This is a genomic window from Bradyrhizobium sp. UFLA05-109 (assembly GCF_054185165.1).
This window is the reverse complement of sequence record NZ_JBBIAR010000004.1, coordinates 24,311-37,500: the sequence shown is the minus strand read 5'-3', so window position 1 is coordinate 37,500 and position 13,190 is coordinate 24,311. Positions and strand designations below refer to the sequence as shown.

Genomic DNA, 13,190 nt, shown 5'->3' with positions numbered 1-13,190 from the left:
GCAGATCGATGGCGTGCTCGCCGCGCAGAAGGACATGGATGCGATCACCGAGAAGCTGCCGGAGAATACTGCGCCTGACCAGAAGGTGATGGCCCAGCTCGAGGCCGTCGCCAAGAAGTACGGCTTTGCAAGCTATGACGACTACAACAACGTCGTCGACAATGTCAGCCTGGTGCTTGGCGGCTTCGATCCCGCGAGCAAGAAGTATGTCGGCACCGAAGCCGTCATCAAGACTCAGATCGCCCAGCTTCAGGCCGACAAGAAGATGTCGGCCAAGGACAAGAAGGAAGCGCTCGACGAGCTCAACGAGGCGCTGAAGACACCGGCGCCGGCGATCGAGAACAAGGCGAACATCGATCTCGTCGGCAAGTACTACGACAAGCTGATCGCAGCGCTCGGCGACGACCAGAACTGAGCTCCACGCTCTCCGCCGTTCCACACTTAACCGCTGTCATGCCCCGCGCTGGCGGGGCATCCAGTACTCTGCGGCGGGTGTGGCGGGAGCGAACTCACCAACGCAGGCCTCTGGAATACGGGATCGCCCGGTCAAGCCGGGCGATGACGAGTGTAGCACGTGTGGTTGATTAATGCGGCGCCGCGAACGCGGCCTCCATGGCCTGGCGGGTCTTCACCGTCTCGTTGTCGGCATCGAACTCGACGTCGCTCCAGCGCACCACGGCGCCATGCGCGATGTCATGCCTCAGCTTGACCCTGTGGGCGAGGCCGATCGGCAGCGCGCCGATCTTCAGGCTGGCGGCGGCTGGCATCAGCTTGCCCCACACCGTGTAGCCGCCTTCCCCATCAAGCGTCTCGCCGGCGCGAAGATTGCGCTTGGCGACTGCTGCGACATCGCCGCGAAAACTCCTCGCCTGGCCGGTTGGCTCGTTCCGCAGCGCGGCTGACAGGACCGAGATGTTCAGCTCCAGCCCGATCAGATGATAGGGCTTGTACATCGCGGCATACCGGCCGCTCGCGTCGGTCTTCAGCCCGTACTGCCTGAAGCAATCGGCGGCATAGTCGTTCGGCGCCTCCAGCACGACATAGACGCCCCAGCGCAGGTCGCGAAACACCGGCCGGCCGTCACGCTCGAGCGAGGACACCACCTCCACCACGCCGGATTTCTCCAGCATGCCACCGCGCTCGCGCGGCCGCATGATGTGCGGCAGATCGTCGACGCCGCACGGTGGAAACAACAAACCGTCCGTGGGAACGTCGAGCATGCAGGCATTGGCGATCGCCGCCATCTCGATCGCCGACTTGGTGCCGTCGAGAAAGGAATTGAACATCTGCGGATTCATCCCCGCGGACTGCGCTTCGCCCGCGGTGAGGCCGTAATGCTGCCAGACGCCATCCGGCGTCACGTCGTGATAGGCCGGCAGGTATTTGGTGCCCTTGCCGGCCGCGACCACGCGAAAGCCGGTGGCGCGCGCCCAGTCGACCATCTCGGCCGTCAATGCTGGCTGGTCGCCATAGGCGAGCGAGTAGACGATTCCGGCCTTGCGGGCCTCCTGCGCGAGCAGCGGGCCCGCGAGCACGTCGGCTTCGACATTGACCATCACGATATGTTTGCCTGCCGCAATCGCCGTGCGTGCGTGGTGGATTCCGACCGCGGGATTGCCGGTCGCCTCGACCACGACGTCGATGGGGCCATTGATGGCGCGCGCGCCGTCATCGGTGAAGCCGGTTGCTGCGATGCGCTCCGCATCCCAGCCCACCGTCCGGCAGGCCTCGCGCGCGCGGTCCCGGTCGAGATCCACGATGACGGGCACCTCGAGTCCCGGCACGTGCGGCACCTGTGACAGGAACATCGAGCCGAACTTGCCGGCGCCGATCAGCGCCACGCGCACCGGCTTTCCGGCGGCGGCGCGGGCCTGGAGGAGGGAGAAGAGGTTCATGTTGCTATCCGATCAAGTATCGTGTCCCGGACGCGGTGCAGCGTGCAACGCTGCTCCGCAGAGCCGGGATCCAGAAAGTGAAGTGCGAATGGCATGGGCCCCGGCTCAGCAGCGCACCACTTGCGCGCCGCGCTGCGAGACCTAACTACTCCGCCGCCTGTCGTGGCGCGCGTGCCAGTCGTAGCAGCGCGTCATCGTCGGCTGTCCTGATCGGCGCAAAGTCGCGATGCGCAATGTACTCCGGCCGCGTCGGGCTTCGGATGTAGTTCGAGACCGCGTTCAGCGTCAGGTACACGATCTTGCGCGGGTAGGGCGTGATGTTGCCGGCGGAGCCGTGCACGAGATTGCCGTGGAACATCAGCATGCCACCTTTCTTGCCGGTCGGCGCGACGATGCCGCCCTGCTCGACGAGGCGCGTCACCGTTTCCTCGTCCAGTGTCCACAGCGGATAGGAAGTCGTTGCAAGATCGTGCGAGGCCTCCAAGTCACCGGCATTCTGGCTGCGCGGCACCAGCATCAGGGGGCCGTTGATCGGCATCACTTCGTCGAGGAAGATCGCGATGTTCATCGCGCGCGGCTCGGGCATGCCGTCGTCGCGCTTCCAGGTGCCATAGTCCTGGTGCCACTGCCAGACGTCGCCGGTGAAGGCCGATTTGGCGTTGATCTTGAACTGGTGCATGTAGACCGGCTCGCCAAACACCTGCTCGACCGGCTCGATCATGCGCGGATGCGCGCCGAGCACGCCGAAAGCCTCGTTGTAGAGATGCGCGGCAAAGGCCGTGCGCGGCGCGCCGCTCTTCTCGCGCCAGACCTCGGGCCGGTCCGTGTCGTAGATGCCGACAGCCTCGTGCGCGAGGAAATCGACCTCCTCTTGGGCAAACAGCTCGGGGAGGAAAAGCCAACCCTCGCGATGGAAGAACTCCAGTTGTTCCTGGCTCAATTTCATGGGTCGCATCCTCCTTTGGTTGTTTGGTTTTGTCATTCCGGGGCGCGACGAAGCCGCGAGCCCGGAATCCATTTATCCGCAGTCTCCGTGGCCCGATGGATTCCGGGTTCACGCTTCGCGTGCCCCGGAATGACGGCGGTAGTTGTTATGCTGCCGCCTCTTCCGTCGCCCGCAGTCTCTCCTCGGTCAGTCGCCCTGCCGTCTGCGCATGGGCTAGCGCCGCGCGCTCGGCTGCCTTTGCTTCGCCCGCGAGAACGTGTCCGGCAATCGTCGCGTGCTCCGCCCAGGCACTGTCGCGATAGTCGAGCTCGGACAGCACCGTCGCCATCGAGCGGCGCATATGCGGCCATTGCGGCGCGATCGTTTCCTCGATCACGGGATTGCCGGCGAGGTGATAGATCGCGCAATGAAACTCGACGTCGAGCACGATCAGCTCGTTCAACGACGTCTTGCGAGTGATGGCGTGTCCGGCCCGCAGCGCGGCTGCGAGCCGTTCGCGTCCCGCGGCATCGCGCGCGATCCGTTCGGCAGCGAGCCGCGCCGCCAGCGCATCGATGGCGCTGCGCACCTCGTAAAGCTGGCGAATGCGGGTGGGATCGAGCTGAGTGACTTCGAATCCGCGCCGGCCGCTTTCGGCGACGAGACCTTGCCGATGCAACAGATGCAGCGCATGCGACACCGGCTGGCGCGACACGCCGAGCTTGTCCGCCAGTTCGTTCTGCCGGATGCGTTGACCAGGCTGCAAGGTGCGATCCGTGATCGCCTCCAGGACGCGCGCATAGACCTGGTCGATTAGATTGGGCAGTGGGTCGAGCGGGATCACGCCGGCGCTCCTTACGGAATACGGAATTCCGTATGCGAAGTTACTGCGAGAGGGCGGAAGCGTCAAGCGATGGAGTAAGGGGTTGTATGTGCTTGAATTTTCGTCCTGGCCGCGCTTGCCCCGGCCATCCACGGGTCCCAACCGCGGCTCTTCGTGGATGCCCGGGTCAAGCCCGGGCATGACAAACCGGCGACGACTTTCCCGATTGCGAACGCCGGCGCGTCCTACTTCTTCTTGCCCTGCTCGATCAGCATCCGCGTCATCAGATAAAGCCGCGGTACGATCGAATTGGTGTCGATGTACTCGTCGCGGGCGTGATAGCCGAAGCCGGCAAGGCCAAAGCTTTCGACCACGACGGCCTTGCCGCTGCGGTTGGCATAACCGGCATCGGTCGCGCCTCCCGTCATTTCGGCGATGTCGAGCTTGCGACCGATCTCGGCATAGATCGCCTGTCCCTCCTGTGCGAGTGCGCGGCCGCGCTCGCCGGCGACGAAGGGCGGACGTCCGGGCACGATCGTCACCGTCGTCTCGGTGTCGGGCACGAGCTTGTTCTTGACCTTCTCGTCGAGCGCGGCCTGGAGCTTGGCAACGCCGTCGGAAACGGTGAGGCGGATATCGGCGCCGGCCTCGGCATCTTCCGGAATCTGGTTACGCACGGTGCCGGCCTTCGACGTCGTCCAGTTGAGCTGCGTGCCCGGGATGGATTTTGCGACATCCTGGGTTTGCAGCAGCTGGTGCGAAAGCTCGATCAGCGCGTTGCGGCCGCGTTCCGGCGCCGCGCCGGCATGCGCGGCGCGTCCCTTCACTCTCATCGTTCCAGTCGCGGTGCCGCTCGCACCCAGCAGCAGAGAATCGTTCCGCGCCGGCGGCGAGGCGGCCGTCGGCTCACAGGACAGCACCACGTCATGCTGATCGGCGAGTTGCGAAATGAACTCACCCGAGCCGATCGAGCCGACCTCCTCGTCCGGATTGAGCGAGACCGTGAGCGTGGCGTAGTCGTGCCAGCCTGTGTCTTTCAGGATCTTGAGCGCGTGCAGGATCACGGCGAGGCCGCCCTTGTCGTCGGCAATGCCCGGTCCGAAGATCTTGGTGCCATCGACATGGTACGGCTCGCTCGCGAGAATGCCGCGCTGATAGACCGTATCCATATGCCCGATCAGCATCAGCTTGCGCGTGCCCGTGCCCTCGAAGGTGCCGACGACGATATCGGCGCCGGCGCCCGCGGTCGTCTTCTGCCGTCGCGTCGCGGCGCCCAGCGCTTTCAGGCGCGCCTCCGTGAAGTCGGCCATTTTGGCGAGGCCCTCGACGTCGCTGCTGCCGCTCTCGATCATCACCATGTCGTGCAGCGTCTCGATCAGCGGCGCCTTCTCCTGCTCGGCCGCGGCCTTCAGCTTCTCGTCGGCGGCTGCACGAGCCGTGGCGTTGGCGCTCACAAACCCGAGCAGGGACAGGGCGAGGAGGGGAACGAGGCGGAATTTCATCAAGCTGTCCTTTCGCGTCTCGAGCGCCGGCACCGCGCGCGGTTGCTCGTCAGCTTAGCATCGCTGCCGCGCCGACTCCAAGATGCGTGGCGCGTTACTGCTCCAGCACCTCCACGTCCAACGCGTCGATCGCTTCAGGATTGGCGATCGCCTCGATCCCGGCGATCCTGTCGCCCTCGAAAGCGACGCGCAGCGCGATCCGCAGATGCCCGCCGAGGATGACGGCAACACCCATTTTGCCGTCGACGAGTGCGGTCCGTGCAGCCTGGGCGCGTCCCTTGAACGTCTCGGCCACGGCAGGGGCGCCGCGGATCTCGGGCAGCGAACCGAGCCGCACGGCGGCCTGATCGGCGCGCACGACGACGTCGGGATCGAGCACGGCGAGCAGGCCTTCGAAATTGCCTTCACGGGAGGCGGCGAGGAAAGCGTCGACGATTTTCCGCTGCCGGGAAAAATCCGCATCCGGCACCGGCGCGCCCTGCACGCGGCGGCGTGCGCGGCTTGCAAGCTGTCGCGACGCCTCGACCGAACGCCCGACGATCGGCGCGATCTCCTCGAAGGGAACGGCGAACATGTCATGCAGCACGAAAGCGAGCCGCTCTGACGGTTGCAGCGTCTCCAGCACCACGAGGAGCGCGGCGCCGACGGAATCGGCCATCTCGGCCTCGCGCTCACGCGCATTGTCGATCGGCTCCGGCACATCCGGGCCCATCGGATCCTCGCGGCGCGATTTGTGTGTGCGGAGCATGTCGAGGCAGATGCGCGCAACCACGGTGGTCAGCCAGCCCCGCATATTCGCGACATCCGAGGTGTCGCTGCGGCTGAGCCGCAACCAGGTCTCTTGCACGGCGTCATCGACCTCGCCGCGCGAGCCCAGCATCCGATAAGCGACGCTGCGCAAATGGTCCCGATTGGCCTCGAATTGCCGGGCCAAGAAATTTTCAGTCATCGGTCACATTCCCTGGTCGTGGTCCGTCACGCCTATGACGAGACAAATCCGGCCGATGTGACCGGATCCGTCGAAATTCCTCTCGCCGGCGCTCCCGGCTTTGAAACGGAGACACGACATGATGCACGCACGTATGAATCATCCGGTGAAGGTCCTGCCTGAGGCCATGAAGGCGATGCAGGCGCTGAACGAGGTGAACAAGCAGGGACTGCCGGAAAAGCTCCTGGAACTCGTGCACCTGCGCGCCAGCCAGATCAATGGCTGCAGCGTTTGTGTCGACATGCATCCCAAGCTCGCCCGCAAGGCCGGCGAAACCGATGAGCGGCTGTTCGCTGTCTCTGCCTGGCGCGACACGCCCTATTTCACGGATGCAGAACGCGCCGCACTCGCGCTCACTGAGGCGGTCACGCGTCTTGCGGATCGCGCAGATCCCGTTCCAGACGCGATCTGGAACGAGGCCGCCAAGCATTTCGACGAGCGCGAGCTTGCGACCCTGATCCTCTCGATCGCGACGATCAATGTCTGGAACCGTCTGAACGCGACGATCAAGATGCCGGTCGGCGTGTGGAAGGTCGCGTGAGGCAGGAACCGCTCTTCCTTCTCCCCTTGGCAAGGGGAGCGGGGAAAGCACCTACCCCGCCAAAAACTCGCTCACCACCGCGCCATATTCCTGCGGAGCCTGCTCGAACATCCAGTGGCCGGCATTCGCAATCACCGCCGTCTTCGCGCCGGCGATGTGCTCGGCCAGCACGCGCCAGATCAGCGACAGGCTCCCTGTCGTCGCGCCGCCGCCGATCAGCAGCGTCGGCGTCTTGATCGCCTGCGCATCGGCCAGCGTGTAGGGTTTGCGCTGCTCGTTGATCTGGCCGAGGAAGGTGACGACGTTGTCGCGCAATTGCTGCTTTGCGATCGCCGGCACCCGCCGCCAGGTGCCGTCGCCCTCGATGCCCTCATAGAAATTCTGTAGCGCGCCTTCGATGTCGCCGGCATGGATCATCTCGACCGAGCGCGCCGTGCGCGCGGCGAGCGGCGGATGCGCAGGCGTGCCTGCCGGGACCGGCAGGCTTGCGTCGAGATCGCCGCCGGGCTCGGCGAGTACGAGCTTGCGCAACAGGTCGGGCCGCGCCTGCGCCACGCGAAACGCGATGTGCCCGCCGCGCGAATGTCCCATCAGGTCGACCGGGGTGCGCCCTATGCTCTCGATGAAGCCGATGACATCGGCGACATGCCGGGCCATCTTGTAGTCCTCGCCGGCGCCGTTCCAGCGCTCGGGAAAGAAATGCCGCAGGCTGACTGCGATCACGCGATGCTTTTTCGAGAGCGGGCCGAGCACCGAATACCAGGTCCGGAAATCGCCGAGCGTGCCGTGCACGCAGACCAGCGGCGGGCCTTCTCCGACTTCGAGATAGGCCATGTCGTATCCGTTGACGTGAACAGTCTGCATGATCAGCCCGCCAGAAAATCCAGGACGATATCGGAGTATTTTTGAGGCGCCTGCTCGAACATCGGATGGGTCGTGTTCTCGATGATCGCCGTCCTGGAGTAGGGGACATGCGCAGCGAGTGCGTGCAGCACTTTTGGCAGCAGGCCCTTGGTCCGGGCACCGAGGATGAACAGCGTCGGCATCAGAATTGATTCCGCATCGGCCTTCGAAAATGGTGGGCGATTGTCCCTGACCTGGCCGATCAGCGTATAGGCATTGTCGCGCAGATTCTGCTTCACCGCCGCCGGCAGCCGCGGCCAGGTGCCTGCTCCCTCCAGCGTATCCACGAACACGGCGAGACCGCCGTCGACGTCGCCGGCGGCGATCTTCTCCGCAGAGGCGGTGAAACGCGCCAGCAGCGGCGAGGGGCCGTCCTTGTAGTCGGGATCAAGGCTAGCATCGAGCTCGCCGCCGGGCTCGGCGAGGATCAGCCGGCGCAGCAGATCCGGCCGTGCCTGCGCCACGCGAAAGCAGATGTGCCCGCCGCGCGAATGGCCCATCAGGTCGACCGGACCGCTATCGAGCTTCTCGATGAAGGCGATGACGTCATCGACGTGCTGCGCAATGGAATAGGTGTCGCCGACACCGTCCCATTGCGCGGGAAAGAAGTGCCGCAGGCTGACACAGATCAGCCGGTGGCGCTGCGACAGCGGTCCGATCACGGAGCCCCAGACCCGGAAATCGTTGAGCGAGCCGTGCACGCAGACCAGCGGCGGTCCCGCCGTGGCTTCGCCCACGTCGAGATAGGGCATGTCATATCCGTTGACGTGAAGGCTCTGCATGGATGCTCTCGAAGGGGACGGGAACTCCTGTGCAAGATTCCCGGAAACCGGGTGGATCGCAACTATTTCCAAGCCTAGATTGCGCAGGAAGATCACAAGTGGGGGCCTGCGAATAGCCCAGGAACCTAGTCATGACCGACCAGCATTTCGTCCTGTTCGAGACCAAAATCGGCCTGTGTGCCATCGCCTGGGGCCCGCGCGGCATCAACGGTGTGCAACTGCCGATGGGCGACGAGGACAAGATCCGCACCCGCATCCACCAGCGCCATGCTGAGGCCAGCGAGGCTGAACCGACGGCCGAGGTGCAGCAGGCGATCGACCGCATCGTCAAGCTGCTCGATGGCGAGCCGGATGACCTCACCGACATTTCGCTCGATCTCGATGGCGTTCCCGACTTCAATCGAGGTGTCTACGAGATCGCCCGCACCATCCCGCCCGGCAAGACCATGACCTACGGTGATATCGCGAAACGCCTGGGCGGCGTGGAGCTGTCGCGCGATGTCGGCCAGGCGCTAGGCCGCAACCCGTGTCCGATCGTCGTGCCCTGCCACCGCGTGCTGGCCGCCGGCAACAAGCCCGGCGGCTTCTCCGCCAATGGCGGCGTGGTGACGAAGCTGAAAATGCTCGAGATCGAAGGCGCGTTGGTCAACCACACGCCGAGCTTGTTTGATTGACCTCTCTGACCCTCCCCTGGAGGGGGAGGGTCGATCGCGCGAAGCGCGAGCGGGGTGGGGTGATCTCTCAACCCGGGCAGCGTTCGACGTGGAGGGACCGTCACCCCACCCCGCTACGCATTCCGCTTCGCTCCATGCATAGCGACCCTCCCCCTCCAGGGGAGGGTAAGCGCTCACACCGCCGCGCAGACGAAGGCGTTGCCCTTGCGTCGGATCTTGCCACTGGATGGCGAGGGGAAATGCGCCGTACAGCACAGCGTATCGGTGTCGCAGTAGCGCTCCAGGAAGCTGCGGCGCGTCTTTGCCGCCTGCGCCGGGTCGACGTCGAACTTGATTGACAGCTCCGGATAGAGCGTCTGCAGCGGCGAGTGCATGAGATCGCCGGAGAACACGGCGTCGTCCTTGCCGCGGCCGAAGGTGAAGGCGACGTGGCCGGGCGTGTGACCCGGTGTCGGCAGGATACGAACGTGATCGCCGATCTGATGGTCGTTGCCGACCAGCTCATGGCGTTTGGCTTCGACCACCGGCAGCACGCTGTCGACGAAAGGCGGCACCTCTGCCTTCGCGTTCTGCTCGGACCAGTAGTCGAACTCCTGCTGGGCGAACAGATAGCGGGCCTTGGGGAAGGTCGGCACCCAGCGGCCGTTCTCAAGCCGCGTATTCCAGCCGACGTGGTCGACATGCAGATGCGTGCACATCACGAAGTCAACGTCATCGACCGAGACACCGGCGGCACCGAGCGCGCGCAGGTAGGTGTCGTCGGTCTTCATATGCCAGTTCTGGCGATTGGGCCGAGGCTTGTCGTTGCCGATGCAGCTATCGATCAGGATGGTGTGATGCGGCGTCTTCACCACATAGGACTGGAAGCAAAGCATCAGCACATCGTTGTCGTCGAGCGCTTTCGCCTGCTTCATCCAGGCGCGGTTCTCTGCCAGCACCTCCGGTGTCAGCGCGGGCAAGAACTCCAGCGCCGGGAAGAAGGGGGCTTCCTGCTCGATGACGCGATGGATGGTGAGATCGCCGACCGAAAATTTGAGGCTCATGCTAGCTTCTCCTGTATCAATGCGCGTCGCGCACGGATGGAATGACGATATTGGAAAGGATGTCGATCGCGGCCACACCTTCCTTCGGCTGACCGTACTGCGCAGCAGTGGTCATCATGACGAGATCAAGCTCAGGCACGATGAAGATGCGTTGGCCTCCCCAGCCGAAGGCGCCGACCCAGTTGATTTCCTTGCCGTCTGCGAGCGAGCGACCCATCCACCATTGATAGCCGTAGAACAGCGTACTGCCAAAATAGCCGATGGCCTGGAAGCGCGGCGCGATCGATTGTGCGATCCACTCTGCCGAAACGATCTGCTGGCCGTTCCATTGCCCGTGATTGAGCACGAGCTGGCCGACCTTCGCCGCATCGCGCGGCCGTAGGCGCAGGCCGGCGGCCGCTGCGACCTTGCCGTTCTTCGGATAGGCCTTCCACTCGAAATCAGTGACGCCAAGCGGCTGGAACAGCACTTCGCGTGCGAACGCCTCCAGCGTTTTTCCTGAGACGCGCTCAAGGATGTTGCCGAGCAGATCTGTCCCGCCGCCATTGTAAGCCCACAGCGTATCCGGCGGCTCGGCGACAGGTCGTGACAGCACATAGCCGATCGGATCCGGCTCGAAGCCGAGATGCGGCTCGTCATTCTTCGGATCGGTCCAGGCCCGCGCCTCGTCCCACTTCATCCCCGAGGACATCGTGAGCAGATGGCGTAGCGTGATGGCGTCCCACCCGGCCTGCTTCACGGCCTGGTAGTCGGGAAAAAATTTCAGCACGGGCTCATCGGCGCTGGCGATCAGCTTGCGGTCGATCGCGATGCCAACCAGCAGCGACGTTACGCTCTTCGACGCCGAGCGCATGTCGTGCTTCGTCGTCGCGGTGAATTCGTGCTGGCCTTCCGGCTGTCCCCAGGGCTGGTCGTAGCCGGGAAAATATTGCTCGAAGACGAGCTTGCCGTGGCGCGCGACGACGACCGAATGGACTGCGGTCGCCCGCTGCTCGAGCCGCGCGGCGATGCCGCAGAGCTGCGCGCCATCCATGCCGACGCTGTCGGGAGACGCGGTCGTCCAGCCATCGTCGATCGATGACGGCGATCCGCAGGCGAGGTTGCGTTGTCCAGGCGCCATGCTCTCGGCCCGCACAGTGGTGGCGGTGGCGGTCAACGCGAGCACAAGGCTCGCGCCGAGAATTGTGAGGCGGGGAAAATGGTCGCGCATCGTCATTCGCCCCGCATCTCTTGCTACGCCGGCGGCGGCACCGAGATATTCACGGAGGGCCGCTCCAGCATCTTCTGATGGAAAGCGTCGAGTTTCGGATAGGCCTTGCGCCAGCCGCAATCGGGGAAGCGGAAGTCGGCATAGCCGAGTACGCAAACGAGGCCGATCTGCGAGATGTCGAACGGACCGTTCAGGACCTCGGGGCGGTTCTCGAATCGAGCCATGCCGGTCCAGGCGCGGTTCCAGTGGTCGTCCGACCAGGCCTGCCATTGCAGGCCCTGGGGCCGTACCATCCTCTCATAGCGGCACAGCAGCATGGAATCGAGCATGCCGTTGATCAGCGAATGATCGGTCTTGGCCGACCGGCGGCGCGGGCCGTAATCCGGGATCAGATTGCCGCCGGCGAGCTCGTTGAGATATTCGACGATGACGTAGGAATCGAGGATCACCTCGCCATTGTCTGTGATCAGCACCGGCAGCTTCTTCAGCGGCGTGATGCGCGAATAGTCCTCGTTCGCCTGGCCCGGCGCGACCGTTGCGGGCACGAACTCGATCTTGTCGACGAGCCCGAGCTCGATCGCGGCGATGCGCACTTTTCGGGCGAAGGGCGAGGCGGGGGAGAAGGTGAGCTTCATGCGGACGATTCCCTGTATCAAAATTCTTTGAACACTCTCTCCGCCGTCATGGCCGGGCTTGACCCGGCCATCCACGCGTTTCCGCGCGGCGAGACTGTGAGACGTGGATGCCCGGGACAAGCCCGGGCATGACGATTGTTGATCTGGTGTTCGCCGCTGCCTACGCCGCGACGATCTCCTGGCGCTGCTCGCCGAGGCCTTCGATGCCGAGCGCGACGACGTCGCCGACATTGAGGTAGGTCGGCGGCTTCATGCCCATGCCGACGCCGGGCGGCGTGCCGGTCGTGATGATGTCGCCGGGCAGCAGCGTCATGAACTGCGAGACGTAGGAGACGCACTTGGCCATGGTGAAGATCATGGTCGCGGTCGAGCCGGTCTGGCGGCGCTGGCCGTTGACGTCGAGCCACATCGAGAGGTTCTGCACGTCCTTGATCTCGTCCTTGGTGGCGAGCCACGGTCCGAGCGGACCGAACGTGTCATGCGACTTGCCCTTGGTCCACTGACCCAGGCGCTCGGTCTGGAAGTTGCGCTCGGAGACGTCGTTGCAGACGCAATAGCCGGCGACATAGTTCAGCGCATCGGCCTCAGAGACGTATTTCGCACGGGTGCCGATGATGGCGGCAATTTCGACTTCCCAGTCGAGCTTGGTGGAGCCGCGCGGCTTCTCGACCGGATCGTTCGGACCGGAAAGGGCGGTGTTGGCCTTCATGAAGATGATCGGCTCGGTCGGAATCGCCGCTCCAGTCTCCTTGGCGTGATCGCTGTAGTTGAGGCCGATCGCGACGAATTTCGAGATCCCGGTGACGGGGGCGCCAAACCGCGGCTTGCCCGAGACCGCCGGCAGCGAAGCGGGATCGAGCGCTGCAAGCTTCTTCAGGGACTCCGGCGAATAGGCCTCACCGGTCAGGTCCTTCAGATGGGCCGAGAGGTCGCGCAGCTGGCCGGATTTGTCGATCAGCCCGGGCTTTTCTGCACCTTTTTCACCATAACGAACAAGCTTCATTCTCGTCTCTCCCTGGATGGACTGGTCGGTTAAAAAGCTTCATGGAGCAGGGCGGCGGGAATTTCAACCGCCTACGGGCCGGTGCATTGCAGCCCTCTCAATTCGCTGGGTTCGGTGGCCAAGGCCTCGTGCCCCGGACGCTGCGCAGCACGCAGTGATGCGCTGCTGAGCCGGGGCCCAGGTCGTGGCATTCTGGGTCCCTGTGTCTGGAAAGTCTGTCATGATGGTGGTGGGCGGGAAGCCGTTGGGTCCTTGGCGCTTGACGC

14 protein-coding genes (1 of these 14 cut by a window edge) are annotated in these 13,190 nt (G+C 64.4%); 3 read left to right on the top strand and 11 right to left on the bottom strand.

The features are described from left to right. A protein-coding gene (locus tag Q3C01_RS03615; protein WP_458143898.1) for a hypothetical protein crosses the window boundary here: on the top strand, positions 1 to 415 show its 3' portion. It extends 176 nt beyond the left edge of the window; 415 of the gene's 591 nt are visible here — the last part of the coding sequence; the start codon falls outside the window, past its left edge; its stop codon occupies positions 413 to 415. 169 nt (positions 416 to 584) lie between these two features. Here Q3C01_RS03615 and Q3C01_RS03610 read toward each other — a convergent pair whose 3' ends face one another. From Q3C01_RS03610 to Q3C01_RS03590, 5 genes are all read right to left on the bottom strand, one after another. Continuing rightward, positions 585 to 1,895 carry an NAD(P)H-dependent oxidoreductase gene (locus Q3C01_RS03610; protein WP_458143896.1) on the bottom strand — a complete coding sequence of 437 codons (1,311 nt, stop codon included), beginning with the start codon at positions 1,893 to 1,895 and terminating at the stop codon, positions 585 to 587. Positions 1,896 to 2,040: 145 nt separating this feature from the next. Next, the gene (locus Q3C01_RS03605) at positions 2,041 to 2,841 is read right to left on the bottom strand and encodes a phytanoyl-CoA dioxygenase family protein (RefSeq protein ID WP_458143894.1); all 801 of its coding nucleotides are present in this window, start codon (positions 2,839 to 2,841) and stop codon (positions 2,041 to 2,043) included. 145 nt (positions 2,842 to 2,986) lie between these two features. Next, positions 2,987 to 3,664, bottom strand: a complete 678-nt coding sequence (locus Q3C01_RS03600; protein WP_458143892.1) for a GntR family transcriptional regulator — start codon at positions 3,662 to 3,664, stop codon at positions 2,987 to 2,989. Between the two features lie 224 nt (positions 3,665 to 3,888). After that, positions 3,889 to 5,145, bottom strand: coding sequence for a M20/M25/M40 family metallo-hydrolase (locus tag Q3C01_RS03595; protein ID WP_458143890.1), 1,257 nt, complete (start codon positions 5,143 to 5,145; stop codon positions 3,889 to 3,891). Between the two features lie 94 nt (positions 5,146 to 5,239). Then, positions 5,240 to 6,094: a sigma-70 family RNA polymerase sigma factor gene (locus Q3C01_RS03590; protein ID WP_458143888.1), complete on the bottom strand. Its 855-nt coding sequence runs from the start codon at positions 6,092 to 6,094 to the stop codon at positions 5,240 to 5,242. 121 nt (positions 6,095 to 6,215) lie between these two features. On the opposite strand from Q3C01_RS03590, the gene Q3C01_RS03585 reads away from it, so the two are divergent. Then, on the top strand, positions 6,216 to 6,674 hold the full coding sequence (locus tag Q3C01_RS03585) for a carboxymuconolactone decarboxylase family protein (protein ID WP_458144100.1): 459 nt from the start codon (positions 6,216 to 6,218) through the stop codon (positions 6,672 to 6,674). A 51-nt stretch (positions 6,675 to 6,725) separates the two neighbouring features. On the opposite strand, the gene Q3C01_RS03580 is transcribed toward Q3C01_RS03585, so the two are convergent. Together Q3C01_RS03580 and Q3C01_RS03575 are read right to left on the bottom strand one after the other, a co-directional pair. Then, on the bottom strand, positions 6,726 to 7,538 hold the full coding sequence (locus Q3C01_RS03580) for an alpha/beta fold hydrolase (protein WP_458143886.1): 813 nt from the start codon (positions 7,536 to 7,538) through the stop codon (positions 6,726 to 6,728). 2 nt (positions 7,539 to 7,540) lie between these two features. Continuing rightward, positions 7,541 to 8,359 (bottom strand): alpha/beta fold hydrolase, encoded by an 819-nt coding sequence (locus Q3C01_RS03575; RefSeq protein ID WP_458143885.1) that lies wholly within the window; start codon positions 8,357 to 8,359, stop codon positions 7,541 to 7,543. 131 nt (positions 8,360 to 8,490) lie between these two features. On the opposite strand from Q3C01_RS03575, the gene Q3C01_RS03570 reads away from it, so the two are divergent. Continuing rightward, positions 8,491 to 9,033, top strand: a complete 543-nt coding sequence (locus tag Q3C01_RS03570) for a methylated-DNA--[protein]-cysteine S-methyltransferase (protein WP_458143883.1) — start codon at positions 8,491 to 8,493, stop codon at positions 9,031 to 9,033. A gap of 173 nt (positions 9,034 to 9,206) precedes the next feature. Here Q3C01_RS03570 and Q3C01_RS03565 read toward each other — a convergent pair whose 3' ends face one another. The 4 genes from Q3C01_RS03565 to Q3C01_RS03550 all read right to left on the bottom strand — a co-directional run bounded on the left by Q3C01_RS03565 (position 9,207) and on the right by Q3C01_RS03550 (position 12,924). Continuing rightward, on the bottom strand, positions 9,207 to 10,076 hold the full coding sequence (locus Q3C01_RS03565) for an MBL fold metallo-hydrolase (protein ID WP_458143882.1): 870 nt from the start codon (positions 10,074 to 10,076) through the stop codon (positions 9,207 to 9,209). Between the two features lie 16 nt (positions 10,077 to 10,092). Next, positions 10,093 to 11,292, bottom strand: a complete 1,200-nt coding sequence (locus Q3C01_RS03560) for a serine hydrolase domain-containing protein (RefSeq protein WP_458143881.1) — start codon at positions 11,290 to 11,292, stop codon at positions 10,093 to 10,095. Between the two features lie 17 nt (positions 11,293 to 11,309). Continuing rightward, the gene (locus tag Q3C01_RS03555; protein WP_458143880.1) at positions 11,310 to 11,921 is read right to left on the bottom strand and encodes a glutathione S-transferase family protein; all 612 of its coding nucleotides are present in this window, start codon (positions 11,919 to 11,921) and stop codon (positions 11,310 to 11,312) included. Between the two features lie 160 nt (positions 11,922 to 12,081). Continuing rightward, positions 12,082 to 12,924: a fumarylacetoacetate hydrolase family protein gene (locus Q3C01_RS03550; RefSeq protein ID WP_458143878.1), complete on the bottom strand. Its 843-nt coding sequence runs from the start codon at positions 12,922 to 12,924 to the stop codon at positions 12,082 to 12,084. Positions 12,925 to 13,190 lie beyond the last annotated feature (266 nt).